This window comes from Hassallia byssoidea VB512170, from assembly GCF_000817785.2.
Classification (GTDB): domain Bacteria; phylum Cyanobacteriota; class Cyanobacteriia; order Cyanobacteriales; family Nostocaceae; genus Hassallia; species Hassallia carrinoi.
In genome coordinates, this window is the sequence record NZ_JTCM02000055.1 from 1 (window position 1) to 26,026 (window position 26,026).

Here is a 26,026-nt window from a genome sequence, read left to right on the forward strand (position 1 = left end):
TTACACGCAATTAAAATTGAGTGTAATGAAAGGTTATGCGTCTTAACAAATAGCGGGCAAAATAGTCAAAATTAGCTTTATCAATAATCAATAGTTGGCACATACAACTATTGATTATTGATAAGTTTTCTATCTGATTTGTTCAGCAGTTTCGCACCGCGAACTAGACTAGACTAAACGCAGAAGAAGGGAAGGCAAAGCGACTGAAGATTACGGGTAGAAAAACCAGAGTGCGTTAATTGGAACATTACTGGAGAAGAAAAAGAGTAAAGCACAATTAAAACTCTGCTGTGAAAAACTGTCCATTCGTCCGTTGTCCTTGTGGGATGCTGAGTACGGTTGTGCCAGCTTTGTCAAACTTTCAGCAGATATCGCTGCTGATAAATTGTTCCGTTTGCGCTCGAATCGTCTACTTTACGGTGAACCAGAAGCTTACACAGGGATTGGTCGTCCTTTGTGTTCATGGAGACAAATTCAAGCTCAATGACTCTGAAACTTGGTGGACACCCGACTCCTTAGTAGAAGTCAAAGATCCAAAGTTGGGATGGTTACGACTGCTATGTTGTCATAATCTCAGGCGATGGGTGGAGTTTTATCGGTGATTGGTACACCTGCTGTTGCACCCAAACAAGAGTGGAAAGTTTCCTGGATGGACTGCTGGAAAAACCCGATTGCGTAGAATTCGCTATCCGAAAGTTAAAAAAAGTACTACTAAGCCGAAAAAACAACCAATCAAATCGGCTTGAGCTTTTAGTTGTTCTCGACTGAGGAGTGTACATTGTCAACTCAGTACTGCTGGGTCATTTTGTCATGCCTTAGTCTAAACTTCAGTAAGTAACGAACAGTGGGAAAAGCTAAAACCGTTACTACCACCAGAAAAACGGCGAACTCTTAAGCCAAATATTGGTTAACACTGAAATCTCCTATCTGATTTGCACAAAACAATGAGAATTGTAAAGTGATATTACAAAGCTTGCAAAAATATTTAGAAATCGTCAACTATCCAAACATGGCTCTAACCTAGAACCTAGTAGGAGAAACTGGAGGCAACTATGGTGAACATAAATAATATTCAAAAGTATCGGTTTGTCTGTACCCTGACCTTTGGCGATATCTACGGGCAAATAATTGTTTGGTTAATCACTATCACTATTAGTTTAGCTGCTGCCTTGGCGCTGATGGGTGCTAGACGACCCGTTTATGCTTTAGCTACAGTTGGACTTGTTGTTTTGCTATCGTTGCCTTTCTTGCTTTTTGCCTTCGTGACTACATTGTTAAATCATATTGAATTGTCTCCTGTAGAAGCAGGAACAAAAATGGAACCAATACCCGGTAATGTTTCCCAGCAACAACCTGTAGAAGCAACCAGCTGATTCGATTTTAGATTTTGCGAAAAGTTTGAGCGGAGGTTTCCTCCGATCAAAGCGCATTCTCGACGGATTTTGGATTGGAGGTTAGGGACTGGGGACTAGCTAACAAGGTTATTACCAATAGCTTATTTCTTATCCAAAATCCAAAATCCAAAATTGACCTAACGTCCCTGTCGATTGGCAGGGAATTTTTTTTGATGTCTTTACAATAGAACAGCAGTTCTTTTTGCAGTTGGGGTGTTGATTATGATTCCTAAATCATAGGAGTATTTTTTTATTTATTGTTTATATATCAATACCAAAAAAACTGGTATTAAATAATTCTTAAGGTTGGTATTGCTATTAATTATAGTTAGTATTTGGTAGGTAAAGAAATAGTGGTGGTAGTACCTTGTGTAAATTACTTTAAGTAATTTCATCACCACTACCCTCTAATTCGCTCAAAGCCCTAGCTATAGCCTGTCTACAGAATTCTGGGTAATTATCGAGAGATTTTACTTTCGCTTCTACTTCCTCTGTCACTCTAAAAGCTAACCTCCCTGTTAGTGGTTTATCTCTATCAGTAGTAAAACCATGTCCTTTTAAACTTTCAGGATTCCCTTTAGGGTTAGGCATTAATTAAGAAATGTAAAGAAATGTTGTTTGGCTGGTGAACATACCTATAGAGTATTGAATTTCTACTTACCTAGTTAGTAGGTAGTTATAGAGAGTTTGTATAACAGTAAGAGAAATTTCACTCTTGTCAGTAGTATATTGTGTAAATTACTTTAAGTAATTTCATCCTCACTACCTTCTAATTCACTCAAAGCCTTATAGATAGCCTGTCTTACAAATTCAGGGTAATTATTAATAGATTTTAACTTTGCCAATATTGACTCAGGTACTCTTACGGTAAGTTTTCCTATCAATGGTTCATCTCTATCGGTAGTAAACGGTTGCAAATTATCTGGGTTCCCTTTGGGGTTAGGCATTGATTAAGAAATATAACTAAAGCTTGTTTTACAAGTCGTCGTGTGAATAAACTATTAATTGGCAGGGGAATACTTTGCACGGTTCTCCCCTACCAATATCCACCTTTTTAAAATGGACAATTCCATGTTTACACGTTCTGAATTGGAAATCAAAACTCTGGGGGAACTTAAGGGACTGTGCAAGCAGTACGGACTTAAACCACTGGGGAACCCTGCTTATAAAACTGCTTGGATTGATGCTTTGTTGACCTTTGCGGCTATTGCCTTACGTCAGATGAAGGAAGGGGAAGGACTGACAAGAATGACCTTTAAAGGTTATCAGGATTTAGGGCAAGCGTTAGATCAGATGGGACAACCTACAGACAAGCTTGCTGCATTAATTAAAGCAACGATGTAAGCAAAGCGTTTAGAGTATCCCCATCGGTACGACCAGGAAGCACTGCTTAACTTGCATAAAGCTAAGATGCACTTAGAACAAGCGCTTGACTTGTTGAACATGTAATATAGTTGTAATGTAAAGTAATCGCGAAAGACTCTTGCCTACAGGTAGGGGTCTTTTTTTATTTGTCTCACGCAGAGGAGCCACTGCGTTGCGGGGGTTCCCCCCGTTGTAGCAAGTGGCGTCCGCAGAGTCGCAAAGAGTAAGAGTTTAAGTAAAATAGACAAGGTATCTCTATCAGCATCTGTTGAGCAGGAAATTGAGGTATAAAATTATGCTCAGAAGCCAGACTAAAACATTGAATTTAGGGTATTTGAGCTTTTAGTGAGCATTAATTAAGGTTTAAAGACTGAAAGTACTGATTTAATAATGTTAATATCTTATGCTTGAACATGATGTGATTATTATCGGGGGGGGATTGGCAGGATGTCGCGCAGCAGTGGAAATTGCCAGAACCGATCCTAGCTTGAATGTAGCTGTGGTGGCGAAAACTCACCCGATTCGTTCGCACTCGGTAGCTGCCCAAGGTGGGATGGCAGCGTCGCTGAGAAACGTCGATACAGAAGATAGCTGGGAAGCACACGCTTTCGATACTGTCAAGGGTTCCGATTATTTAGCAGACCAAGACGCGGTAGAAATTCTTACCCGTGAAGCACCGGATGTGGTGATTGACCTAGAACACATGGGTGTTTTATTCTCTCGCTTAAATGATGGTCGCATTGCCCAACGCGCTTTTGGCGGACATTCTCACAATCGTACTTGCTATGCTGCCGATAAAACCGGTCACGCAATTTTGCACGAACTGGTGAATAATTTGCGCCGTTCAGGTGTGCAAATTTATCAAGAGTGGTACGTAATGCGCCTGATATTAGAAGAAGGTCAGGCGAAAGGTGTAGTGATGTACCACCTTTTGGATGGGCAAATAGTCGTGGTGCGGGCTAAAGCGGTGATGTTTGCTACAGGTGGGTATGGTCGCGTTTATAACACCACTTCTAATGATTACGCTTCTACGGGTGATGGTTTGGCGATGACAGCGATCGCCGGTTTGCCACTGCAAGATATGGAATTTGTCCAGTTCCACCCCACTGGATTATATCCCGTCGGGGTGCTAATTTCCGAAGCGGTGCGCGGGGAAGGAGCGTATTTGATTAACTCTGAAGGCGATCGCTTTATGGCGAATTACGCTCCCAGTCGTATGGAACTTGCCCCGCGTGATATTACCTCACGAGCGATCGCTTACGAAATTCGCGCCGGTCGTGGCGTTCATCTTGATGGCAGTGCAGGCGGACCGTTTGTCTATCTCGACTTGCGTCACATGGGCAAAGAAAAAATTATGAGCCGCGTTCCCTTCTGTTGGGAAGAAGCACACCGCTTAGTTGGTGTTGATGCGGTAACGCAACCGATGCCAGTGCGTCCAACGATTCACTATTGTATGGGTGGTATCCCCGTTAACACTGATGGTCAAGTCCGCAGTAGTGGTGAAGGGCTTGTTGAGGGCTTCTTTGCCGCTGGGGAGACATCTTGTGTATCCGTACATGGAGCGAATCGTTTAGGTAGTAATTCGCTGTTGGAGTGCGTGGTTTATGGAAAGAGAACCGGAAGTGCGATCGCTCGATTTGTGCAAAACCGCAAGTTACCCACAATAGACGAGCAAACTTACATCAAAGATGCAAAGCAACAAATTCAAGCTTTGCTAGATCAGCCTGGGCAGTATCGCATTAACCAAGTGCGTCAAGCCTTCCAAGATTGTATGACAGAATATTGCGGTGTTTTCCGCACCCAAGAATTAATGCATCAAGGTTTAGAAAAAATACAAGAATTACAACAAAAAGCTTCGCAGATATACTTAGATGACAAAGGCAATTCTTGGAATACAGAAATTGTCGAAGCCTTGGAAATGCGAAGTTTAATGGTAGTAGGACAAACAATTCTTTCCTCAGCCTTGAATCGTCAAGAAAGTCGTGGGGCACATTTCCGCGAAGATTATCCGCAACGCGATGATGAAAACTTCCTCAGACACACATTGGCTTATTATTCACCGGCAGGAATTGATATTCAATATCGTCCGGTGACGATTACCATGTTTGAGCCAAAAGAGCGGAAATACTAAAATATTTACACAGTAGAGACGTTCCGGTGGAACGTCTCTACTGATTTACAACGTGGTAATTTACGCTGGCATCGTTACAAAGAATTGGTATCGGTTTTCTTCAGGCTTTAGCTAACTAGCTTACGATCAATTAAGATCGTCGTCGTTGCCATTGTAGAAACATTATGCTGAAAACCGTGTGGGCTACTGTTCGTCAAGGCAAAATCGAGTTGCTAGAACCAACAGAACTTCCTGAAGGTACAAGAGTATTAGTAACACTTCTGCTCGATGATGAGTCTGAGTTTTGGCTTCAGACAAGTCAAGTCTCAGTTGATGCCATTTGGGATAATACTGAGGATGATGTCTATGCCCAGCTACTCGAAAAATGACATCATCTTGGTTAGGTATCCTTTTTCGGATTTATCCGGCTCAAAAGTAAGACCCGCAGTCGTTGTGAGTGCATCGCATGTATCTCAAGACATTTTCATTGTTCCATTAACTAGCAAAACCACACCGTTACTGGCTGGCTTTCTTTGTGCTTTTTGATTGGGTCGCAGCCGGACTTAACGTTTCAACGGCGGTTAAACGAGGTTTGTACACAGTACATCAGAGCTTAGTTGTTACAATTATTGGCAAACTAACTGATGCCGATATTGAGCAGTTAGAACAATCTTTGCGCGATTGGTTAGGGCTGTGATACAAACGTCATCAACCTTATAGTTATTGTCTAGATTAAGGAACAACTTTAATGAGTGCGGCAGGAATTCATTTGTTTTTGTGGAGCGATCGCATTACATCCTTTCTGATAAGCTACGGTTGGTGTGTTTGTTTGGAGTTGTTAGTTGCCGACACAGAAACAATCGGATACAGCGATATACCTTTGCCAGTTACTATCTAATTTTTATCAGCCGATTCAAATTTTCCGCTACGACCAAAAGTTGAAAACGCTCTATATTCAAGCTGGTGTAACTGATGAAATTGTAGTCATAATTGATCAAGATCGAAATTGGGACTTTGTTCTATGACGCAGAACTTACACCAAATGACAAATACTGAACTAAAACAGTATATTTCAAAACATAGAAATGATGAAGAAGAATTTCGGGCTGCATTGGAAGTTTTGATGAGTCGTCGCGATCCTTCTACACAGCAACCTTATCCCTTTGATCTTGCCGACCCTGACAGCGAGGTAAAAGCTTTGTTAATAGAAAAGCTGAAAAAAGCTGAATAGCACCCATCGGACGAATACAAGATCCTATAGTTATTGTCTAGATTACTTAGAGTTTTGATGAGTGTGGCAGCAATTCAAGGTTCTTTGTAGTGCGATCGCGCTTTTGCCGCACAAACTACAATCAGAGTAAACGATCAAAACTGCCATGTCTTCCCTAAAAGCGCATTCCCAAACGCTATATGATACTGACTACTTGCAATGGATAGAAACGACTGTGGAAAAATTGCAAAGTCAGGACTACGCGAACGTAGACTGGGAAAACCTCATCGAAGAAATGGCGGACATCGGAAAAAGTGAGCGTCGCAGCCTCAAGAGTAATTTTATTGTAATTTTGGTGCATTTGCTCAAATGGCAGTTTCAGCCGCAAAAGCAAAGCGGTAACTGGGAAGCAAGCATTATTGAGCATCGTAGACGTGTTAAAGAAGCTGACGATGATTCGCCTAGTCTCAAATCTTATCTTGAAAGCGTCTTTGCAGAGTGTTATGCACAAGCAGTTAAGCAAGCAAAAGCCGAAACTAATTTGCCAGTAGAGTTTTTTCCTGTGATGTGTCCATACGAGCTAGCAGAAGTGACAAATGATGAGTTTTTACCTCAGTAAACACCACGCAGCCCAATTCAACCGTTATACAGAAACGAAATTATTCAAACTTCTTCATTTTTCCTTTGTTGACTTTTAGCTGGGAAAGATGTATAATGAGATTCGCATAGAAGGGGAGTAGCTGCTGGCAAAAAGACTTTAAAGAAAGCCAGCGCATCTGAATCAACATACTGGTGATAAACCTGGTTCAGATGGCAAGTATTTAGATATTTGATAGCGAGACCTTCACTGAGTTCACACAAAAAAGTGTGAAGCTTAGTGAAGTTTCGCAACTCTCATTTAGCTTCACACAGGAAAAAAATCCTTAGGAGCTTGAGAGAGTGCTAACAGCTTTTACCGCAGGTTTATTATTAATCACAGTTTCCGAATTAGGAGATAAAACTTTTTTTATCGCCGCAATTTTAGCGATGCGGCACTCGCGACGGCTGGTATTAATCGGTGTGACAGCGGCTTTAGCTGCGATGACAATAATTTCTGTGGTAGCGGGACAAGCGGTATCTTTCTTGCCAAAGCTTTATATTCATTACGCAGAAATTGTTTTATTTATCGGCTTTGGTATCAAGCTGCTGTATGATGCAAATCGGATGTCGGCTTTGAGTTGTGATGCAGAAGTAGTAGGAGAGGCTAAAGAGGCGGTAGAACAAGCAGAGAAGCAACTACCCAAGAAAAAAACGCCACTGTCAATTATAGCAGAAGCCTTTGTATTAACATTTATGGCAGAGTGGGGCGATCGCACACAATTTGCCACCATTGCTCTAGCCGCTAGCAACAACCCTTTTGGCGTAACCGTCGGTGCCATATTAGGACATTTCATTTGTGCAGTCATCGCCGTAAGTTGTGGACGAATGATATCCGGACGAATCTCCGAACGCCAACTTACCCTAATTGGTGGATGCTTATTTATCGTGTTTGGTGTACTTGCAGCGATGGAAGGGAGTTAGGAGGAGCGTGGATAGTGGATAGTGGATAGTGGTTAGTGGTTAGTGGTTAGTGGTTAGTTGTCCCCCTTGTCCCCCTTGTCCCCTTGTCCCCCTTGTCCCCCTTGTCCCCCTTGTCCCCCTTGTCCCCCTTGTCCCCACTCCCCATTCCCCACTCCCCACTCCCTCACGGCTTAGGAGAAGCCGTCGGGCTGGGTGAGGCTGTTGCTTGTTGGTTAATTTGGTCTTTATATTGAGCGGGTGCTAAAGTGGCAGCTTTGTCAAATAAAGGTTTTGCCTCTTCAATTTTGCCTTGTTCTTTGACGAGCAATGCCTTTGCCAAAACCGGGCGAAAATCTTTAGCATCGCTTTTAATTGCTTGATCGTAAATAGAGATAGCTTGAGTGTAGCGTTTTTGGGAGGCGTAGACGTTGCCTAAAAGTACTTGGACAGCGATCGCATCCACACTTCCCGGTTGAATTTTATTTGCCTGCGTTGAGGTAGTCAGCGTATCTTGCAGCAAACCGATCGCCGCTTCCGGGCGTTTTTGAGATACCAAAAGAGCCACCATGCCTTGTAAAGCTTCGATATCCCCTGGTTTCGTTGCCAAAACAGAACGATAAGCTTGAGCTGCTCCTTCTTTGTCGCCTATTTGCTGTTTTGCTTGCGCTAGTAGCACCGCGTATTTCGTTTGTTCTGGATTCAGCTTGACTAATTTTTCTAAAGGTTCGATTACAGCAGTAATGTCAGCTGGTTGAATTTCACCTTTTCCTTTTTGACTCAGCAGCTGTAACCTAGCTTGTAATAACCCTTTAAGCGCGGCTTGATTTTCTGGTTCGCGTTGCAAAACCAATTCATAACCCCGTACTTCGTCTTCTACCTTTGATTTTGGGTCAGAAGCAGGCGAAGTGGCGACTTTGGCGCTACTGGTGTTTTGAGTTGGGCGTTGCGTATCATTAAATGCCGTAATTAAGGGAACCAGAGAAACCCCGACAAAAGCAACTACTGCCAGCAACAGCACTACTTTAACCATCCAACGATTGCCTTGTTTAGACACAAAACCGTCCTTCTTCTGAATAATGACACTATCAGTAACGTTAAAAATTTTAAAAAGTTTGCGGAATACGGGTATTAAGCTGTGAAATTTATAACAATTAGCAATTTACACTGCTAAAGTAGGTGATGACTTTGGGGGAAATCCTCTGAAATTGTAGCTATCTTAAGCTGCCGAAACTAGTGTAAAAGCGTTAAATTACACATTTAGTATCTAAATGGTAAGTTTAGCGTTTAGAGTATCACACAGAGCGCTCTTTCGCGTGGCTAACTTGAAAGAAATATACTTTTAAGCGCCGCACAAACGCTCTTTTCAGCTGCCTTAGTAAAATCCCACAATGGGATGTGTCTCCGCCGCAAGGAGTTTATATGAATTCCGACCTGATGCCGTCGTCCGAACCGTCCAAATCTGCCTCTAATCAAGAGCCAACTAGCCTAGAAGCAGCAAATCAAGTTGAAAAACCAGTCCAATCTAAACCTGAGAATTCTTCCGTTGAACCCAGCGAGACTGCCTCAGATGCAAACTTAGGCAATCGGCAGCAACCGATTCCCCCTCCCAGCGAACCGATGCAATATCGAGCGATCGGCTTAGTCCGAGGTCGCTACGTTGCTAGTGATGAACAATTCACTCAAGGAATGCTGGTGACTACAGATGGTGTAGAACTCAATGCCGTCCTTCTTGGTCGGATAATGAGTTTAGTTAAGAATCATTTAGATTTAGAAAAAGAACATTTGTGGGTAGTATATCCGCGTACAAGGCAAGAAAATGATGCACTGCACCTACAAATTGTCGGGGTTTGGGAGCCAGAAAACCTGGCGAAACATTCCATAGAAGATGAAGATCAAGACTCAAAGTCAGAAGAATTAGTTTCTACTAATGAAGCTTCATCAGAATCCGCAGAAACTACCAGCGCTCTTACACCTTCATCAGAAATTACAGATGGTGGTTTTTCGGTTCGTGGTGAAGTAGTTTACCAATCTTTTGACGCTAAAAGCTTAGTGGTCAAGATTAAACAAGCCCCTCGCAAGACAGATGACAAACCCAAGTATTTCAAGTTGAAACTTACGGGTGTACTTGGTACTAAAGCTGTCGGTAAGTTTTGGGACTTCCAAGCGAAGCGAGAAGCTGATTTATTGATGATCGAAAACGCTACGGCGATCGCTGATTTGCCCAAAAAACGCAGACCACCTGAAAAAGGCGGTTTCCGTGGTGGCGGTGGCGGTCGCGGTGGCGGTGGTGGCAGAAAACCATATCCGCCCAGACGCAGTAGCGGCGAAACCCCCCGCCCAATCAAGAAAGGCGAGTCATCGCCAATGCCAAATCCCATACCCAAAGCACCCGCTCCTAAGCCAATAAAACGACCGAAGCCGCAGCAGTAGTAGGGAATTGGTAATTGGTAATTGGTAATTGGGAATTGGTAATTGGTAATTGGTAATTGAGAATTGGTAATTGGTAATAGTGATGTGCGTTTCTTCCATTACCCATTACCCATTACCCATTACCCATTCCCCATTACCCATTACCCATTACCAATTACCCATTACCCATTACCCAATATCAAAACTCTGTCCAGCGGTCTTGGGGCAAAAACGATCGCTCCATTGGAATTGGAGAAACTGCTTCTGTCAGGGTAAATGTGCCGGCTTCAATCCACTGTTTCAATTCTTGTGCCACTAGTCTGGAAAGATACATACTTGCAAGGGGAGCAACACGCACTGTTTTACCTTCAATAGTGATTCGCCCAGATTTAAGTTGGGCGTAACTCACTAACCCAAAGGTGGGACGGACGCGCCGAGGGATGGAAAAGTCTACTATCGGCGCTACTAAGTCTTTGTCAGTCACGCAAGCGCGTTCTACGACTTGTTCGTTTAATACCGGAAGTGGTACGCCTACGCCTAACATTAAGGAAGGTCCGTAACTTTTGAAGTAACAACCGCGTACCCAACGCGCATCCATTTGTTTGGCATCACCAATTAACGCTAAAGTGGCGGCAGGACCGATAGGTGTATGATTGGGCAATCGCTTTTGTAAGGGAAAGTGCTGAGTACCTTCCCATGATACATAGCCAACACCACCACCTAAGAAAATTCGCGTACCAATGCCGATAAGTTGTAGTTCCGGGTCGTTGAGTAAAGGGGAAATCGCACCTGGGTTAGAGTAAACTGCATTCCCCAAACGCGGTTGTAGTGGACCGAGATAAGTGAAAAGTGGGCGATCGCCTCCATTCACCCCCACGATAAAATTTTGATAAAGATTGCGCGGATTAAATAAATAAAACTGATTTATTGTTTCACGGGTAATTGTCGTTTCAAAGGTGGCACGGGGGTAACAATCTGTTACCTGTCCTTGTGCGCGTACATGTACGGGTTTGCCGGCGATTAAATCTTCAATTACATGTCCACCACCGCGTTCCCGGACTTCTTCGCCGTCGGTGACTTCCACGGCACAGCTTGCACCAATGTATAAATCTACTGCCCCAAAACCGGAATATACGGGGACACTATCTAACCAAGCGCGGCGAATTTTAATTGGTGGGTCGGTGTGTCCTAAGTTAATAATCGCACCTGATGATTCCATCGGTTCAAATGTGCCGGTGGTAATGACATCAGTTTCTTTGGCAACTTGAGTAACGCCGACTTCTGCAACTCGTGCTTTGAGTTCTTCAACAGTTAAGACTACAGCACGTTTGCGGGTAATTTTATCGTTAATTTCAGCAAGCGATCGCATATTGGACTGGGAATTGGGCAATGGGCATTGGGCAAATCAAGAGGGGGAAAGGGTAAAGGGAAAAGGGAAAAGGTAAAGAAAGAAGAAATATTTTTCCCTTCCCCTTTCCCCCTTTCCCTTTTCCCCTCTTTAAAATCCCGATGCCCTTTATTATGATGCCCTATTATGAAGTGGCAACCTAACTGTAAAGTTTGCACCTTGTCCTTCACCGTCACTCGCTGCGGTAATAGTACCATTGTGCATTTCCACCAAACTACGGACGATCGCAAGTCCTAGTCCCAATCCCTTATGCCTTGCTGTATATTGGTTATCAGCTTGACGAAATTGCTCGAATACATAAGGCAAAAAGTCAGGACTAATACCAATGCCTGTATCACTGACGGTGATTTGGGCTTCAGACTCAACTCGCTCTAACCAAATTGCGATCTGTCCTTCCTCTGGTGTAAATTTAATCGCATTCGTCAGTAAATTCCACATAACTTGCTGCAATCGATTGGCATCGCCGAAAACTTCGCCGATTGTAAATTCAAGTGCTGACTCAATGGCAATGCTTTTAGCATCAGCTAATGGACGGACTACATCAATTGCGGCATTAATTATTTGTGTCAAATCAACTGGGCACAGTTCAAGACGAAGTTTACCTTGTGTGATGCGGGAAAAGTCTAAGAGGTCTTGAATTAACTCGTTTTGTAACTTGGCGTTACGCTCAATTGTTGCAAGTGCGCGTGCAGTAGCCAAGTCGTCTAACTTGCCACCTTGAATTAACTTTGTCCAACCGAGTATAGCATTAAGAGGCGATCGCAATTCATGAGATATAATTGCCAAAAACTGATCCTTGGTGCGGTTGATTGCTTCTGCTTCAGCGCGGCAAGCTTTTTCTTGTGCTAACAGTTGTTGCTTTTCTGCTTCGGCTTCTTTGCGTTCGCGAAGCGCGGCTTGCTGTTCGCTGATGTCGCGTTGCACAAAAATAAAATTAGTGCATTCCCCTGATTCGTCAAGCATCGGGGTAATATTAACTTCTGACCAAAACTCCGATCCGTCTTTGCGGTAGTTAATTAGTTCTACTTTTAGTGGCTGATAATTAGCCATTGCCTGACTAATTTCCTTTAGTACTTTTGGATCGGTTTTCAGTTTGTTCAGGATACTCGGTGTTTTGCCTAAAACCTCCTCAGCACTGTAACCAGTCATGTGAGTGAATGCTGCATTCACATAGACAATCCGCGCTTTAATTTCATCAATCAACTTGACTTCAGCAACCATAACTGCATCGGTTACTTGAGATAAAATATAAGACTGAAATTTTAATTGCTCTTGAGTGAGGTTGAGTTTCCACAGCAGTTCTACTTTTTCGAGAGCGTGCTGAAGGGTTGAAAGCAAATTTTCTGCTGTGAGCTGTTCTTTGGTGAGATAGTCGGTAGCTCCTTTTTTCATTGCTTGGACAGCGATCGCTTCATTACCGCAAGCTGTCAGCATCACCACGGGAATATCTACCTGATTGGTTGCGTTTCTGAATTTATCGAGAAACTCAAGACCATCCATATCAGGTAGAGAGTAATCGACTACAACACAATCTGGCTGCAAAATCTTGCACAATTCTAGCGCTTGTTCGCCATACTCTGACTCAATGACACTATATATGTAGTTCGAGGCTTGGTGTAAATAACGGCGGAAAGTTTGCCTGTCTTCGTGACAATCATCAACAATTAGAATACTGCGTCGCTTGTGTGCCATTTTTTCCACCCTTAGCGGCAATTCATTTGTGCTTGCTTCCTTAATTGGTTTATTTATTTGCATATAATTTTTTTTAATCCCAAGAGTCAAGCGATCGCCTGACTCCTATTAAGCTTTTACTGCCTTTACAGCAGATATTCTTAATTTCCCTTTGCACAAGCAAGGTTATCTCTCAAAACTGAGCAAATTATGAACTTATAATAATTTCTATCTAAAGATAGATAGATAATTCCAGATTAGCGATTATAAATAATTGTATTACCCATTCCCCTAGAGACGTTCCATTGGAACGTCTCTCCCCCCTAACTCCAACCCAGGATTTTTGCCACTTGATCTGCCAGCTTCAAAGGGTCAAAGGGCTTGGCAATGACTCCTGCTACACCTAAGTTAGCAAACTGATTCGGTTCGGCAAACTGTATTTTCGCACTCAGCAAAATGACTGGAATCGATTGGGTATCAGGTTTTTCTTGTAGATGATGAAATAAAGTAATACCATCCATTTCCGGCAGCATCACATCTAGCAAAATGGCATTTGGCTGTTCAATTTCCGCTATGAGTAACCCTTCATTAGCGGTAGTAGCGATGAGTACTTCCCAACCTCCTAAGGTTTCTAAGCAAGTCTGAACTACTTCGCTCAAACGTTCTTCGTCATCAATCAGCAGAATTCGTCGCATTACCCAAAGGAGTATTTTAATAAGCGGTAAAGTTAGCCTACTTTGGCAGGCTCTACTCCTCTTCTAGCCGTGGTGGTAATCTAAAGGTAGATTTTATTTAAGTCCTTCAGAAACCCAACAACTCATGCGAAGTCGGGTTTCTACAGCGGTAAGGTGAAATAGAAGGTACTGCCTTCACCGACAACGCTTTCTGCCCAAATTTTTCCGTTATGCTGCTGCACAATAGTGCGACATATAGCTAATCCTAGTCCAGTACCGCAGGAATTGCGAGAGTCTGAAGCATCAACTTGCTCAAACCTACCAAAAATACTTTCTAGTTTATCAGCAGGAATACCCCGCCCTTGGTCTTTGACTTTGAATAGGAGATGGGGAGTGGGGAGTGGGGAGTGGGGAGTGGGGGGAGTGGGAGTGGGGGGGGACAAGGGAGAGGGGGGGGACAAGGGAGACAAGGGGGAGGGGGGGGACAAGGGAGAGGGGGGAGACAAGGGAGACAAGGGAGATGAGGGAGACAAACTCCCCCTGCCCCCTGCCCCCTGCCCCCTGCCCCCTGCCCCCTTGTCCCCCTTATCCCCCTTGTCCTTTTGAACTTCTGCACTCAGAATAACAGTACTCCCCGAAGGCGAAAATTTAACGGCGTTTGCTAGCAGGTTGACAAGAGTTTGAATGATGCGATCGCGATCGGCACATATCTCAACAGATAGGGGAAAAACTGTTAGGTTGATGTTGGCTTCTTCGGCAAAGCATTGCACAGCGTCTATTGCTTGCTGCATTAAAGTAGCAGCATTACATGGATGTTTTGCCAAGACAATTTTGCCTGATTCGAGTCGCTCTAAATCAAGAACTTGATTGACCAAACGTACTAAGCGTTCGGTGTCAAGCGCGGCAATTTCTAACATGCGTCGCGCTTTTTGCGGTTGGTTGTCGAGTCGTCCGGAAGCAAGCAATCCTAAAGAACCGCGAATCGAAGCTAATGGTGTTCGCAATTCGTGGCTGACAATCGAAATAAACTCGCTTTTCATCTTTTCTATAGCTCGCATTTCGGTGATGTCTTCAACGGTTCCGACATGACCGATTAATTCTTTTTGGTCAGAAAAAATAGGAGCTGTTTTCAGCCGACAAAAACGTATAGTTCCGTCTCGATGAACAGAACGCACTTCTCCAATAAATTCTTGAGTTGCTGTTACTGCTTGTAACCAACGAGAAAAATAAAGCTGACGATCTTCTGGGTGAACGAACTTGACCCAGCCATGTCCTAAAGCTTCTTCAAAAGTGTAGCCGCAAATTGCTTGAGCGCGAGGATTGGTGTAGATACATCCTCCTTGGGGATTTACTCGAAAGATGCCGACTGGGGAAGCTTCGCTTAAAGCGCGAAATTCGTCTTCGCAGCAGCGTAAGGCTGATAATGCAAGTTTGCGATCGCGAAGTGCGGCAACGCGTTCACGAAGTGTGCCGCAGGTATCGCTAATATCCCGTCCTTCAGAAATTAGTAATACTATTTTGCCGGTTTCATCTAAAACTGGTTTGAGGGAAAAGTCAATTGTTTGCACTATTTCTCCCGCACCGATTATATCTACTTCGTAGCGAACAAATTCACCTTTTGCGGCTTGAGCGATCGCGCTAAATAATTGCGTTTGTGTTTCTTGAGACATCCACCATCGCGCTTGCCAAAATGGATGTCCAACTACATCTGTTGATTGCAATCCGCCAAAATTCAGTGCTGTTTGATTAGCTTCTAAAAGTGTACCATCCAGTTTTAAAAGCCACATAAATTGAAATGTCTGGTCAAAGATTGCGCGAAATCGTCTTTCACTTTCTTGCAATGCGGCTTGTGTTTGTTTGCGTTGCGTAGCTTGCCGATAGGCATCGGTGATATCCTGAATTTGTTCTCTAGTATGCATTTCTTTTACATGGAATGTGCAGCTATTGCGTTCAGATACCCGACTTCTTCAGATACCCGACTTCTTTAAGAAGTCGGGTATCTTATCTTGCTTTTTCTTATATTTAATAATTATTTATTAATTTTTTCTTTTTTTTAAGTATCAGGTAGACTGATTACTCCAAACCAGTATTTACTAAAAATTTCGATTGTCATTTTCAATTTATGGACATCAATTGGTTTAAGAATATAACTATTTACACCATATTCATAACAAGCTTCAATATCTTTAGGATTTGACGATGTAGAAAATACCACTACAGGAATCATTTTCAGACTATCATCCTGCTTGAGTTGGTGTAGAATTTCTCGCCCATCTGTACCTGGCAAATTGAGGTCGAGTAAAATTAAAGATGGACGGGGTGCTGTTTTGTTGTCTATGTATTTGCCAGTATGATAAAGAAAGTCTAAAGCGTCATCGCCATCAGTACAACGTTCAACTCGGTGAGGAAGAGATGCACCCTTCATCATGCGTTGTAAAGCAACAAAATCTTCATCGCTATCTTCAATAACCAATAATGTTGGAGTTTGCTGTCCAAACATTTACTTACTTACCTCAACTTGGTAATGTGAAATAGAAAGTGCTACCTTCCCCATAAGTAGATTCTACCCAAATTTTGCCCCCGTGGCGCTCGACAATTTTTTTGGCAATAGTTAAGCCGGCGCCGGTACCACCACCATATTGACTTGCTGCGTGCAGACGTTTGAAAATGCGAAAAACATTATCTAGATGTTTTTGCCTAATTCCTATACCATTGTCTCGCACATAGAAAGTGATTGTGGGTTGGTTTGTTGTTTCTTGGTCTAAAAAGCCAATTTCTACTGATTTATTCGCTTTATCGTTGTATTTAATCGCATTGCTGATTAAATTACTAAATACTTCGCTCATCTGGATGCGATCGCATTTCACATCTGGTAATCGTCGGCAAATGCAAATATCTACATTAGACGTTTCTTTTAGGCTAATTTTTAATATTTCTATCACACTTTCTACTAATTCGTTCAAGTTAGTTCGTCGCATTACTAGTTCGACTCGTCCTAAACGAGAAAAATGCAGTAGAGAATTAATCAAATCTTCCATTCGCTGAGTCAGACGCACCAGAGTTTGCAGTTTGGAAACTCCATCTTCATTTAGCGAATCAGCGTAATCTTCAATCAGAAATGTTGAGTAGTTGTGAATTCCTCGTAGCGGTTCTTTTAAATCATGAGAAGCAATGTAAGCAAAAGCATCTAATTCTCTGTTACTGCGTTCTAATTCGACATTAATTTTTGCTAATTCATCCGCTTTTTTGAGTACCATTGCTACAATAGCGCTTTTAAGTTCTAAAGCACCATCAATTTCACATTTTCTCCAAGGTAAAGACTTAAATCGTACCGTTTCTTGCCACATTTTAAAAGATTTACGCGGTGATAAATGCAAACTACCATTTTCGTCAACTTCCACTGGTTTGTTGGGATTACCCCCCCATTTTAAAGTTTGAATCACTTCTGGACGAAACCACAAAATCCAATGTTTTTGACTTTGAGCAATGGCAAGTGCTAACATTCCACTAGCAACATCTTGAAAATTTTCTGATGCGGGATAAACTTTTACTAGTGAATCTGTATAAAAAACGTTATCATTATTAATTGGCGTCGCTAACCAGTTTATTAAGTCTTGAATTTCCGCTTTTAATGGTGTTTTGCCAAATAATAGCAATTCTTGATTCAAGCAGACAGCAACACCTTCAGCGCTGACTAATTCTAATAATTCATTTTTCTGCTCAATTAAAGCATCTACCAAATTTTTGGTTTCGGAAATAGCCTCAACAAACTTCGATTGAATTGTCTTGAGTTTGAGTTTGTAATCTAAGTCTTCATTTTCTTCTTTTGTCCCAATGTCTAAAGACATTACATGTCCCAAAAATTCGCAGGCAGTGCGTATATAATAAGGTACATACTTAGGTGTATTATTGTGACAGGCAATCAATCCCCATAATTTTTTATTTTTGATTAAAGAAATTGACATCGAAGCGGTAACGCCCATATTCTGCAAATACTCAACATGTATGGGAGAAACACTCCTCAAGACTGAATAACTTAAATCTACTGGTTCATTAGTAACTGGATTATGAGTGGGAATCAGTTCTACTGGTTGATAATTAACATTAGGAATTAACCGCAGCCAATTTAGAATGTATAATTGCTTTGCTTGTTTGGGAATATCTGATGCAGGATAGTGTAAACTCAAATAAGGAGCCAAATCTTCTAATTTATCTTCGGCTATGACCTTACCAGCGCCTTCCTCATCAAATCGATAGATCATAACTCGGTCAAATTCTGTAATTGTTCGCACTTGTTTGGCTAAAACTTGACATAAATCTTGTAAAGTCAGTGTATTTTGTATTTGCTTAAGAGGGGCTTTGACTAACTGATAGAAAGTAAAAAAATCTTGATTATCTTGTGATGTAACAGGCAATAATTCCAGAATTACAACATCTTGAGAATGATGTATAATTCCATCAAAGAAGAAAGTATTATTTGGAGTTGCCAAAGATATTTTTACGGGATTGATGCTTTCAAAATCGGTAGAAAAACATTGTTTAATATGAGAAATTTGCTCGACATCCAGTAATTCTTTAAGTTGTTTGCCTAGCAATTCTTGGGGATGAATACCAATCAAATCAAAAGTATTTTTGCTAACTTGTAAAATAGTAAATTCTGGTTCTTGTAAAACAAAAAGAATACCGTATGGTTGAATTAAACCTGGAATGTGAATTTGTTCGCGATCGCAGTTAGTTAAATCTACATTTATCTGCATAATCATTAAACTTTTAACATTGAAATAGGATTAGTATAGCGTTTTTAGATCAGCAATGTAGAGACGTTTCATGAAAAGTCTGTACGATAAATTTTACGCTCTTATTTTTGATAATATAGCTATTCGATGTTAGTCAAAGACTGTTTCTCATTGCCAATCAAAGCAAGATTAATTTTAAATTAACAATTAATAATATAAATAATATCACTACGAGTGCTGAGAGCAGAGTTAGAGTATTAAGTGTTAACTATTAAGTGTTGAGTATTGAGTGTTAAGTTAAATAAATTAGTCAAAATTTAAAACTCAAGACTCAGAACTCAAGATTTCTAAACTTTCTCCGACTCGTAACTCAGGACTCAAAAGTTTCTTTTACCACAGTTGTACCCGTTTTAAACGGCTGATAATCCGAGTAATAAGTTCTGGTTCCACAATCGGTTTACCTACATAATCATCTGCACCTGCGGCAAATACTTCACGTATCGTATCAGCATTTGTGTCAGATGTCAGTACGACGATGGGTAGATCTCCCCAATGAGGATCTTGACGTACCACTTGACAAAGAACTATGCCGCTGAAGGTAGGCATAGAAGCGTCTAAAATTAGTAGGTCGGGAACTGTGGTAGTTAGCACTTCCCAGAAATTTTGCGGATCTTCTAAAGTTGTGACATCAAGTCCCCAAGGTTGTAGTAAATCGCTTAAGGTTGTCAGTACTTGGGGATCATCATCCACGATTAAAACTCTGGCTTCAGTTGCGGTAGCTTGATTGAGTATCTGGGTGACAGCTTTGAGGATTTGCTCTGGGTCTATAGGCTTGTGTAAAAAGGCACGAGCGCCTAAACGAGCTACTTCAACTCGGTCAAGCAAGCTACCCCTGATGGTCAATACTAACACCGGGATTGGAGATTTACTTTGTGCGAGTTCAGCCAGTAGCGTCAGTCCATTCTCATTGGTGTTAGCAAAAATCAGATTGAGCAAAATCGCGTCCGGGGGATTTTGAGCGATCGCTTCTCTACCAGCAGCCAAAGAATTCGCTACTTCTACGCGCAAATTTAAGGCGTATGCCGATTGGGTGAGTTGTTCAATTAATGAGCGATCGTCATCAATTATCAGTATTAAAGCAGATTGCTCCTCCAAAACAGGTGCAACAGCACTTAAAGTTGGTGGCTTTTCTAGTTCTTGTTGCAATAAACTAACTAGTTGCTGTAGTTGTGTTGCTTGTTGTTTTATTGCTTCACTTTCTAGCAACTGTTCAATCTCGCGTGCTAATCTCGAACCTTCATTAAAGCCAAAAGAACCCAATGAACCAGCCATTTTATGAGCTTCTAGCTTTGCTGAGTGTTGGATTTGCAAGGTGATGGTGTCTGTCATCAAAGCTGCAACCACCTGCTCAAATAATGCCACCTGACAAGTAAAACTCTCCTTGTTGCGCTGCCAAATAGTGTTAACAGATTCTATCACCATATTTTCAGCCTGTTGCCTGTCGGCATCAGTAGAAGCTGCGGACGACTCAGGTGCAGGTGTCTGTTCTGGTGGAGGTAAAAGGCGATATCCTAAGCCGTAGATTGTTTCAATTAAATCAGCAGTCATTCCTGCTGCTTTTAATTTCTGGCGAAGTTTTTTGATGTGAGTTGTCACCGCATCTTCACCCGGATACTCGGCAATCGACCAAAGGCGGTCTAAAATCATACTCCGGCTAAATATACGTTGCGGATTTCGCAAAAAAAGATGTAATAAACGATATTCTGTTGCTGTCAGTCGTAAAAGCCTCCCTTCATAAACAACTTTGCTGCTACTGGTGTCAAGTTGTAGTTTTCCCCAAGTCAGTACGGTCGCTAAAATATTACTTCCTCGTCGCAATAAAGCGCGAACGCGGGCGATTAATTCTGACACGTCAAAAGGTTTGACCATGTAATCATCAGCACCTGCATCTAAGCCCATCGCCTTATCAGTGCTGCTATCTTTGACAGTTAATAGCAGAATCGGCATTTGATACCCGCTAGATCGCAATTGACGACAAACACTAATACCATCCAACCCAGGCAAAACTATATCCAGAACGATCAGATCGTATGCAAAGCCTCGCACTAGTTGCAAAGCTGTTTGACTTTCGGCGATCGTATCAACTATATAGTTATGGGATCTGAGTACTTCTGACACCATCGAAGCAGTAGGCTGATCGTCCTCCACTACTAGAATTTTCATGTCATACTCCGTCATAGCCGAGTATTAACTCATTTGCTGGACTGTTAATTCTGATAAAGTGTCAAGGGTGGAAAATTGAGGAATCAAAGAAAGGGATCGCACATTTTTCGAGTAAAAGTAAGGATAATAAGTAGAAGCTTGCTTACTCTTACCCTGTAGCGTTACCCTTTCTCTCTCGATATCCCCCTCAAGAGTCCCTGTCGTCAGGTAAACTGCTATTTCATGGCACTTTTGAGCTAATGACTGAATCGCTAATAAAGCTTCTGGAATCACTGCAAATAACGAAGGCTTATTAGGAAAAACAACCGGATCAAAGTACCACCAATTGGCAATATTTTTCATTAGTCCTAAATGCTGAAAAGCAAGTCGCTTACTTAGGCTTTTCAGGATTTTTAACTCAGGACTAAGATTTATAATCTTAGCGATCTCTAACTGGGTGCTGCTATTTACCCGCACAGACAAAAGTAGTCTCAGCAATTTAGTAGAGTTTTTAGCCCTGCAATAACCCACGACAAATGTGGACAGGCTTGTTTTGTAGATCCGCAACCACCCACGAGTATTTTTGATGAAGCCTGTCCACATTTGTCTAGGGAAGACTTCGCCCACTGAAACACATAAGCCGTTCATAGAAAACCTCTTACTTGAGTAAGTTGTCATCTCCCGAAAGCTAGAGGATAAAAATGAGGAAATGATGAAGAGTCGAAGATAAAGCTTGAGATTATGTGGGAAAACTTTTCGATCTCGGTAATTGGTAATCGGTAATCGGTAATAGCTAATTGGTAATGCGGAAGAAAGAATTGGAGACAAGGAGACAAAAAGACAAGCAGACAAAAAGACAAGCAGACAAGGGGACTTAGAAAATTCTCCTTGTCCCCCCTCCCCCTTGTCTCCCCCTCCCCCCTTCCCGTTTCCTTGACAACACTGTAAAAAGCATATTATATTTATAAATAACGACCGTTCGATATAAAAAAAGACTAATGCCGAAAATTGTTGACCATGACCAATATCGCAAAGAACTACTTAGCAAATGCTTTGATTTATTTGCCGAGAAAGGTTATGGCTCAATTACCATGCGCCAAATTGCCGAAGGCTTAAGAGTTTCCACGGGGACGCTGTATCATTATTTTCCCAGCAAGCAAGCTTTATTTGAGCAATTAATGGAAGAAATATGTCAACAAGATGTGTCGATGGCAACGGCTGAGTTGTCAGGAACGCAAACGCTGCCAGAACAGCTGGAAATTATTGGCAAATTCATCATCAAAAAAGAGGATTACTTGATTAAATGGACTTATTTATTAGTTGATTTTTGTCAGCATCAAAACTTTAAAGGTATGGAAAATGTTGACGCATTTAATCGCATAAACGAGAGATATAAGCAAGCAATATATGATTTTTTAGGTATTCAAGATCCAGTAATTGCCGCCTTTATCTACTCGTTTATTGATGGCTTAATCTTCGAGCGTCTCTTGAATAATGAAATGGTTTCGATTCCCGAACAATGCGCTTTATTGGGCAAGATGCTAACTGCATATTTAGAGAAAGAAAATAGTAGAGACGTTCCGGTGGAACGTCTGTACGAAAGTTAGGGAAAAATTATGAGTACAAATCTTTTATTCAAAGCTGCAAATCGTCACTGGTTGATTGGTATAATAGTTGCTGCAAGTGCGATCGCAGGCGGAATAGCTCTTTATGGTGTTTCTCAATTTGGGGTTGCTGACAATTCTACATCTAGTAAAGTAGAAACTATACCTCGCGCTCAAAAAGTAACAGCGTTAGCACGACTTGAACCAGAAGCAGAGGTAATTAAGTTGTCTGCACCTCTAGCTTTAGATGGCGATCGCATTGCCAAAATATTGGTTAGAGTTGGTGATACTGTGAAAGCAGGACAAGTTGTGGCAATTCTCGATTCACGCGATCGCTTGCAAGATGCTTTGCAACAAACTCAACAACAAATAAATGTAGCTTCATCGAAACTCGCACAAGTGAAAGCTGGCGCAAAAACCGGAGAAATTCAAGCACAACAGGCAAATGTTGAGCGGTTGCAGGCGCAATTGCAAGGTGATAAAATCGCTCAAGTTGAAACTATAGCTCGATTAAAAGCGCAATTACAAGGAGACAACATCGCCCAACAAGCAACAATTAGAAAACTTGAAGCAGAACTTAATAACGCCGAAGCTGAATATCAGCGCTATCAACAATTATATAAAGAAGGTGCAATTTCTAACTCTTTGTTTGATAGCAAGCGCTTGAGTGTAGAAACTAGCAAACAGCAACTAAACGAAGCGAAAGCCGTTTTCAACCGAATCAACGCAACTGGTAACAAGCAAATCAGCGAAGCCAAAGCCACACTCAACCGAATTAACGCTACTGGTGACAAACAAATTAGCGAAGCCAAAGCCACATTTAATAGTATTGCCGAAGTTCGTGCGGTAGATGTGCAAGCAGCGCAAACAGAAGTTGATAATGCGATCGCTTCAGCCAAACGTGCCAAAACCGACTTAGAAGCAGCTTATATCAAAGCACCAATAACAGGAAAGATTCTCAAAATTAACACGCGAATCGGAGAAAAGATTAATGATGCTGGCATTGCAGACTTAGCGCAAACTGACAAGATGGTTGCAGTTACAGAAGTTTATCAAACCGATATTAGTAAAGTTAAACTCGGACAGCAAGCTATAATTACCAGTCAGGCGTTTTCTGGTAAACTGCGCGGCACCGTTTCTCAAATTGGCTTGCAGGTAAATCGGCAAAACGTGTTCAGTAATCAGCCAGGAGAAAATTTAGATCGCCGCGTAATTGAAGTAAAAATTCGCCTTCAAAGAGAAGATAGTCAGCGAGTTGCAGGTTTTACTAACTTGCAAGTGCAGACAGCAATTGAGTTGTAAATTTTCAATAAACTGATTTATAACGAATGTTTGATATAAATGGAGGAGTTTAATATGCTTCAAAGTTTCTACTTAATACTTTGCATCCTTGGTTTTGTTTTGCCCTATTCTCAGTTCGTTCCGTTTCTTTTAGAACATGGACTTGATATAAAGCTGTTTTTTGAACAGCTTTTTGCTAACCGAATTTCTGGATTTTTTGGCATGGATGTTGCGGTGTCATCCCTAGTCCTCTGGACATTTGTATTTTGGGAAGGAACACGTTTGAAAATGCGATATCTCTGGGTTTACGTTGTCTGCAATCTTTTGGTTGGCGTTTCGTTTGGTTTGCCATTGTTTCTATTAATTCGACAGCGCCAAGTTGAACAGCAAACTGACTAATTGTAGTCGGCGCTTCAGCGCTGAAGCGCCGACTACGAAGTTATCAAAATTTAGGATTATAATATGCTTTCCAAACTATTTCGGAAAACTCCGCTAGCGTGGCGGCAGTTAATGAAAGAAAAAACTCGTCTGATAATTGCAGCGGCTGGGATCGCCTTTGCAGACATGTTAATGTTTAGTCAATTGGGCTTACAAGACTCGCTTTATGACAGCGCTACGCTACCGCATAGCTTACTACAAGCAGATTTAGTAGTTATTAATCCCCAATTTCAAACTTTAGCCTCACCGAAAAGCTTTCCTAGAGAACGATTGTATCAAACATTAGCTTCGGAAAATGTTGAAGCAGTCAGTTCAATTTATATTGGTATGGGACAATGGAAAAATGCTCAGACTCGCTTAAATCGGGCGATTCTAATATGGGGAATAGAACCTGAAGCCCCCAGCTTTAAACTACCAGAAGTTAGACAAAATGCGACAGAGTTAAAACTTCTAAATAACGTATTATTCGATCGCGCTTCTCGTCCCGAATATGGGGCGATCGCCAACAATAAGCAAAAGCATGAGACAATAGAAACAGAATTGAATAACCAAAACATTCAAGTAACAGGACTCTTTACTCTTGGGACATCCTTTGGTGCTGATGGTAACGTTATTACCAGCGATTCCACATTTTTGAAGTTGTTTCCCGAACGTCAACCGCATCAAATAGACGTAGGTTTAATCCAACTGAAATCAGGTATAAATCCTAACATAGCTAAAGTGCAGCTTATTGCCGCCCTGCCGAACGATGTCAAAGTTTTGACTCGCGAAGACTTTATTGCAGTTGAGAGATATTACTGGGAAAGCCAAGGCACAATAGGCTTTATTTTCGGACTTGGTGTAGTAGTCGGCTTTATCGTCGGTATTGTGATTGTTTATCAAATACTCTACACCGACGTGACAAATCATTTACCAGAATATGCCACATTAAAAGCAATGGGTTATAGCGATCGCTACCTCCTCGGTGTCTTGTTACAAGAAGCACTGCTGTTAGCAGTATTAGGGTATATTCCCGGATTTGCGATATCCATCGGACTTTATCAACTGACTTATGCAGCGACACTCCTACCGATTGGGATGACACTCAGTCGCGCCATCAGTGTATTTATTTTAACCGTAGTCATGTGTAGTGCATCTGGTGCGATCGCCATGCGAAAACTACAAGCCGCTGATCCCGCCGATATCTTCTAACTTACCTTCTTCCTTTGCGTCTTTGCGCCTTTGCGTGAGAAAAATTCCATGTCAACACAAAGAGTCATCTCCGTCCAAAACCTCAACCATTACTTTGGTAGTGGAGAACTTCGCAAACAAGCATTATTCGACATTAACTTAGAAATTTATGCAGGCGACATAGTAATTATGACAGGTCCAAGTGGTTCCGGAAAAACCACACTATTGTCCCTGATGGGTGGACTGCGTTCTGCTCAAGAAGGTAGCCTAAAAATATTATCAGAAGAAATGTGCAAGGCAAACAAAAAGCAGTTAACTCAAATTCGGCGGCAGATTGGCTATATTTTCCAAGCGCATAACCTGATGACATTCTTGACAGCCAAAGAAAACGTGCGAATGTCACTAGAGTTACATGACGAAATGTTAAATCAAGATATAGATGGCAAAGCGCTTGCCATGTTAGAAACAGTAGGTTTGGGAAATCGTGCGAATTATTACCCAGAAAATCTCTCAGGTGGACAAAGACAAAGAGTAGCGATCGCTCGTGCCTTGATCAGCCAACCTAAAATAGTTTTAGCAGACGAACCCACCGCTGCACTCGACAAAAAATCTGGACGCGATGTCGTCGAATTGATGCAAAAGCTAGCAAAAGAACAAGGCTGTACAATTTTGCTGGTTACTCATGACAACCGCATCCTTGATATTGCCGATCGCATCATTTATATGGAAGATGGTCAACTAAAAGATGAAGGATGATCCATCATATGCTATAAAGCAATCTGTTACTCTAGGTGTGCATTGATTCGTTCTAAAAA

29 protein-coding genes are annotated in these 26,026 nt (G+C 41.8%); 17 read left to right on the forward strand and 12 right to left on the reverse strand.

Translation table 11 applies throughout. The features are described from left to right. Positions 1-313: 313 nt before the first annotated feature. A complete protein-coding gene (locus PI95_RS21050) occupies positions 314-487 on the forward strand; it encodes a hypothetical protein (RefSeq protein WP_163519060.1) in 174 nt (57 codons plus the stop codon). 565 nt (positions 488-1,052) lie between these two features. Beyond that, positions 1,053-1,373 (forward strand): hypothetical protein, encoded by a 321-nt coding sequence (locus tag PI95_RS21055; RefSeq protein ID WP_039742010.1) that lies wholly within the window; start codon positions 1,053-1,055, stop codon positions 1,371-1,373. 402 nt (positions 1,374-1,775) lie between these two features. Here PI95_RS21055 and PI95_RS21060 read toward each other — a convergent pair whose 3' ends face one another. Further along, the gene (locus tag PI95_RS21060; protein WP_039742014.1) at positions 1,776-1,985 is read right to left on the reverse strand and encodes a hypothetical protein; all 210 of its coding nucleotides are present in this window, start codon (positions 1,983-1,985) and stop codon (positions 1,776-1,778) included. Positions 1,986-2,137: 152 nt separating this feature from the next. Then, positions 2,138-2,341 (reverse strand): hypothetical protein, encoded by a 204-nt coding sequence (locus PI95_RS21065; protein WP_039742018.1) that lies wholly within the window; start codon positions 2,339-2,341, stop codon positions 2,138-2,140. Between the two features lie 124 nt (positions 2,342-2,465). On the opposite strand from PI95_RS21065, the gene PI95_RS21070 reads away from it, so the two are divergent. The 9 genes from PI95_RS21070 to PI95_RS21105 all read left to right on the forward strand — a co-directional run bounded on the left by PI95_RS21070 (position 2,466) and on the right by PI95_RS21105 (position 7,639). After that, positions 2,466-2,738 carry a hypothetical protein gene (locus PI95_RS21070; RefSeq protein WP_236117135.1) on the forward strand — a complete coding sequence of 91 codons (273 nt, stop codon included), beginning with the start codon at positions 2,466-2,468 and terminating at the stop codon, positions 2,736-2,738. A 424-nt stretch (positions 2,739-3,162) separates the two neighbouring features. Beyond that, positions 3,163-4,890 carry a succinate dehydrogenase/fumarate reductase flavoprotein subunit gene (locus tag PI95_RS21075; RefSeq protein ID WP_039742020.1) on the forward strand — a complete coding sequence of 576 codons (1,728 nt, stop codon included), beginning with the start codon at positions 3,163-3,165 and terminating at the stop codon, positions 4,888-4,890. Between the two features lie 164 nt (positions 4,891-5,054). Then, positions 5,055-5,258 (forward strand): hypothetical protein, encoded by a 204-nt coding sequence (locus PI95_RS21080; protein WP_039742023.1) that lies wholly within the window; start codon positions 5,055-5,057, stop codon positions 5,256-5,258. Positions 5,259-5,404: 146 nt separating this feature from the next. Next, positions 5,405-5,566 carry a hypothetical protein gene (locus PI95_RS36095; RefSeq protein ID WP_236117136.1) on the forward strand — a complete coding sequence of 54 codons (162 nt, stop codon included), beginning with the start codon at positions 5,405-5,407 and terminating at the stop codon, positions 5,564-5,566. 51 nt (positions 5,567-5,617) lie between these two features. Next, complete coding sequence (locus tag PI95_RS21090; protein ID WP_163519061.1) at positions 5,618-5,767, forward strand: hypothetical protein; 150 nt, start codon at positions 5,618-5,620, stop codon at positions 5,765-5,767. After that, positions 5,712-5,894 (forward strand): DUF6888 family protein, encoded by a 183-nt coding sequence (locus PI95_RS37525; RefSeq protein ID WP_039742026.1) that lies wholly within the window; start codon positions 5,712-5,714, stop codon positions 5,892-5,894. The genes PI95_RS21090 and PI95_RS37525 overlap by 56 nt, the downstream gene beginning before the upstream one ends. Further along, on the forward strand, positions 5,891-6,100 hold the full coding sequence (locus PI95_RS21095; protein WP_039742029.1) for a DUF6887 family protein: 210 nt from the start codon (positions 5,891-5,893) through the stop codon (positions 6,098-6,100). The genes PI95_RS37525 and PI95_RS21095 overlap by 4 nt, the downstream gene beginning before the upstream one ends. Positions 6,101-6,245: 145 nt before the next feature. Next, positions 6,246-6,698 carry a DUF29 domain-containing protein gene (locus tag PI95_RS21100; RefSeq protein ID WP_039742032.1) on the forward strand — a complete coding sequence of 151 codons (453 nt, stop codon included), beginning with the start codon at positions 6,246-6,248 and terminating at the stop codon, positions 6,696-6,698. Positions 6,699-7,018: 320 nt separating this feature from the next. Continuing rightward, positions 7,019-7,639 carry a TMEM165/GDT1 family protein gene (locus tag PI95_RS21105; RefSeq protein WP_039742035.1) on the forward strand — a complete coding sequence of 207 codons (621 nt, stop codon included), beginning with the start codon at positions 7,019-7,021 and terminating at the stop codon, positions 7,637-7,639. A 163-nt stretch (positions 7,640-7,802) separates the two neighbouring features. On the opposite strand, the gene PI95_RS21110 is transcribed toward PI95_RS21105, so the two are convergent. Beyond that, complete coding sequence (locus PI95_RS21110) at positions 7,803-8,672, reverse strand: tetratricopeptide repeat protein (protein ID WP_039742037.1); 870 nt, start codon at positions 8,670-8,672, stop codon at positions 7,803-7,805. A 365-nt stretch (positions 8,673-9,037) separates the two neighbouring features. On the opposite strand from PI95_RS21110, the gene patR reads away from it, so the two are divergent. Continuing rightward, positions 9,038-10,048, forward strand: a complete 1,011-nt coding sequence (patR, locus tag PI95_RS21115; protein ID WP_039743898.1) for a heterocyst master regulator PatR — start codon at positions 9,038-9,040, stop codon at positions 10,046-10,048. On the opposite strand, the gene PI95_RS21120 is transcribed toward patR, so the two are convergent. The 9 genes from PI95_RS21120 to PI95_RS21160 all read right to left on the reverse strand — a co-directional run bounded on the left by PI95_RS21120 (position 10,014) and on the right by PI95_RS21160 (position 21,216). Beyond that, complete coding sequence (locus PI95_RS21120; RefSeq protein WP_163519062.1) at positions 10,014-10,154, reverse strand: alpha/beta hydrolase; 141 nt, start codon at positions 10,152-10,154, stop codon at positions 10,014-10,016. The two genes, patR and PI95_RS21120, sit on opposite strands and share 35 nt — an antisense overlap. A 72-nt stretch (positions 10,155-10,226) precedes the next feature. Then, positions 10,227-11,396 carry a homocysteine biosynthesis protein gene (locus PI95_RS21125; protein WP_039742039.1) on the reverse strand — a complete coding sequence of 390 codons (1,170 nt, stop codon included), beginning with the start codon at positions 11,394-11,396 and terminating at the stop codon, positions 10,227-10,229. A gap of 150 nt (positions 11,397-11,546) precedes the next feature. Continuing rightward, entirely contained in the window at positions 11,547-13,190 is a 1,644-nt protein-coding gene (locus PI95_RS21130; RefSeq protein WP_052324854.1) for an ATP-binding protein, read from the reverse strand. 239 nt (positions 13,191-13,429) lie between these two features. Then, positions 13,430-13,801, reverse strand: coding sequence for a response regulator (locus PI95_RS21135; RefSeq protein ID WP_039742044.1), 372 nt, complete (start codon positions 13,799-13,801; stop codon positions 13,430-13,432). Positions 13,802-13,941: 140 nt separating this feature from the next. Further along, on the reverse strand, positions 13,942-15,699 hold the full coding sequence (locus tag PI95_RS37235; protein WP_052324855.1) for a PAS domain S-box protein: 1,758 nt from the start codon (positions 15,697-15,699) through the stop codon (positions 13,942-13,944). Positions 15,700-15,833: 134 nt separating this feature from the next. Further along, entirely contained in the window at positions 15,834-16,280 is a 447-nt protein-coding gene (locus PI95_RS21145) for a response regulator (protein WP_039742045.1), read from the reverse strand. Between the two features lie 13 nt (positions 16,281-16,293). Then, positions 16,294-18,543 (reverse strand): ATP-binding protein, encoded by a 2,250-nt coding sequence (locus PI95_RS21150; protein ID WP_039742049.1) that lies wholly within the window; start codon positions 18,541-18,543, stop codon positions 16,294-16,296. A gap of 363 nt (positions 18,544-18,906) precedes the next feature. After that, positions 18,907-20,739: a response regulator gene (locus PI95_RS21155; protein ID WP_039742050.1), complete on the reverse strand. Its 1,833-nt coding sequence runs from the start codon at positions 20,737-20,739 to the stop codon at positions 18,907-18,909. 24 nt (positions 20,740-20,763) lie between these two features. Beyond that, positions 20,764-21,216, reverse strand: coding sequence for a hypothetical protein (locus PI95_RS21160; RefSeq protein WP_163519063.1), 453 nt, complete (start codon positions 21,214-21,216; stop codon positions 20,764-20,766). Positions 21,217-21,716: 500 nt separating this feature from the next. Here PI95_RS21160 and PI95_RS21165 point away from each other — a divergent pair, with 500 nt between their 5' ends. The 5 genes from PI95_RS21165 to PI95_RS21185 all read left to right on the forward strand — a co-directional run bounded on the left by PI95_RS21165 (position 21,717) and on the right by PI95_RS21185 (position 25,967). After that, the gene (locus tag PI95_RS21165) at positions 21,717-22,325 is read left to right on the forward strand and encodes a TetR/AcrR family transcriptional regulator (RefSeq protein ID WP_039742053.1); all 609 of its coding nucleotides are present in this window, start codon (positions 21,717-21,719) and stop codon (positions 22,323-22,325) included. Positions 22,326-22,334: 9 nt separating this feature from the next. Beyond that, positions 22,335-23,624 carry an ABC exporter membrane fusion protein gene (locus tag PI95_RS21170; protein ID WP_039742055.1) on the forward strand — a complete coding sequence of 430 codons (1,290 nt, stop codon included), beginning with the start codon at positions 22,335-22,337 and terminating at the stop codon, positions 23,622-23,624. A 54-nt stretch (positions 23,625-23,678) separates the two neighbouring features. Then, a complete protein-coding gene (locus tag PI95_RS21175; RefSeq protein ID WP_039743904.1) occupies positions 23,679-24,002 on the forward strand; it encodes a DUF2834 domain-containing protein in 324 nt (107 codons plus the stop codon). 63 nt (positions 24,003-24,065) lie between these two features. Further along, positions 24,066-25,232: an ABC transporter permease DevC gene (gene devC, locus PI95_RS21180; RefSeq protein ID WP_039742057.1), complete on the forward strand. Its 1,167-nt coding sequence runs from the start codon at positions 24,066-24,068 to the stop codon at positions 25,230-25,232. A gap of 48 nt (positions 25,233-25,280) precedes the next feature. Next, positions 25,281-25,967 (forward strand): DevA family ABC transporter ATP-binding protein, encoded by a 687-nt coding sequence (locus tag PI95_RS21185; protein WP_052324856.1) that lies wholly within the window; start codon positions 25,281-25,283, stop codon positions 25,965-25,967. Positions 25,968-26,026 lie beyond the last annotated feature (59 nt).

Excerpts from the sequence above, each read along its gene's own strand:
- PI95_RS21055 (WP_039742010.1), top strand. The coding sequence starts at position 1,053 with ATGGTGAACATAAATAATATTCAAAAGTATCGGTTTGTCTGTACCCTG.
- PI95_RS21060 (WP_039742014.1), bottom strand. The coding sequence starts at position 1,985 with ATGCCTAACCCTAAAGGGAATCCTGAAAGTTTAAAAGGACATGGTTTT.
- PI95_RS21065 (WP_039742018.1), bottom strand. The coding sequence starts at position 2,341 with ATGCCTAACCCCAAAGGGAACCCAGATAATTTGCAACCGTTTACTACC.
- PI95_RS21070 (WP_236117135.1), top strand. The coding sequence starts at position 2,466 with ATGTTTACACGTTCTGAATTGGAAATCAAAACTCTGGGGGAACTTAAG.
- PI95_RS21075 (WP_039742020.1), top strand. The coding sequence starts at position 3,163 with ATGCTTGAACATGATGTGATTATTATCGGGGGGGGATTGGCAGGATGT.
- PI95_RS21080 (WP_039742023.1), top strand. The coding sequence starts at position 5,055 with ATGCTGAAAACCGTGTGGGCTACTGTTCGTCAAGGCAAAATCGAGTTG.
- PI95_RS21090 (WP_163519061.1), top strand. The coding sequence starts at position 5,618 with ATGAGTGCGGCAGGAATTCATTTGTTTTTGTGGAGCGATCGCATTACA.
- PI95_RS21095 (WP_039742029.1), top strand. The coding sequence starts at position 5,891 with ATGACGCAGAACTTACACCAAATGACAAATACTGAACTAAAACAGTAT.
- PI95_RS21100 (WP_039742032.1), top strand. The coding sequence starts at position 6,246 with ATGTCTTCCCTAAAAGCGCATTCCCAAACGCTATATGATACTGACTAC.
- patR (WP_039743898.1), top strand. The coding sequence starts at position 9,038 with ATGAATTCCGACCTGATGCCGTCGTCCGAACCGTCCAAATCTGCCTCT.
- PI95_RS21120 (WP_163519062.1), bottom strand. The coding sequence starts at position 10,154 with ATGGGTAATGGAAGAAACGCACATCACTATTACCAATTACCAATTCTC.
- PI95_RS21125 (WP_039742039.1), bottom strand. The coding sequence starts at position 11,396 with ATGCGATCGCTTGCTGAAATTAACGATAAAATTACCCGCAAACGTGCT.
- PI95_RS21130 (WP_052324854.1), bottom strand. The coding sequence starts at position 13,190 with ATGCAAATAAATAAACCAATTAAGGAAGCAAGCACAAATGAATTGCCG.
- PI95_RS21135 (WP_039742044.1), bottom strand. The coding sequence starts at position 13,801 with ATGCGACGAATTCTGCTGATTGATGACGAAGAACGTTTGAGCGAAGTA.
- PI95_RS37235 (WP_052324855.1), bottom strand. The coding sequence starts at position 15,699 with ATGCATACTAGAGAACAAATTCAGGATATCACCGATGCCTATCGGCAA.
- PI95_RS21145 (WP_039742045.1), bottom strand. The coding sequence starts at position 16,280 with ATGTTTGGACAGCAAACTCCAACATTATTGGTTATTGAAGATAGCGAT.
- PI95_RS21150 (WP_039742049.1), bottom strand. The coding sequence starts at position 18,543 with ATGATTATGCAGATAAATGTAGATTTAACTAACTGCGATCGCGAACAA.
- PI95_RS21155 (WP_039742050.1), bottom strand. The coding sequence starts at position 20,739 with ATGAAAATTCTAGTAGTGGAGGACGATCAGCCTACTGCTTCGATGGTG.
- PI95_RS21165 (WP_039742053.1), top strand. The coding sequence starts at position 21,717 with ATGCCGAAAATTGTTGACCATGACCAATATCGCAAAGAACTACTTAGC.
- PI95_RS21170 (WP_039742055.1), top strand. The coding sequence starts at position 22,335 with ATGAGTACAAATCTTTTATTCAAAGCTGCAAATCGTCACTGGTTGATT.
- PI95_RS21175 (WP_039743904.1), top strand. The coding sequence starts at position 23,679 with ATGCTTCAAAGTTTCTACTTAATACTTTGCATCCTTGGTTTTGTTTTG.
- devC (WP_039742057.1), top strand. The coding sequence starts at position 24,066 with ATGCTTTCCAAACTATTTCGGAAAACTCCGCTAGCGTGGCGGCAGTTA.
- PI95_RS21185 (WP_052324856.1), top strand. The coding sequence starts at position 25,281 with ATGTCAACACAAAGAGTCATCTCCGTCCAAAACCTCAACCATTACTTT.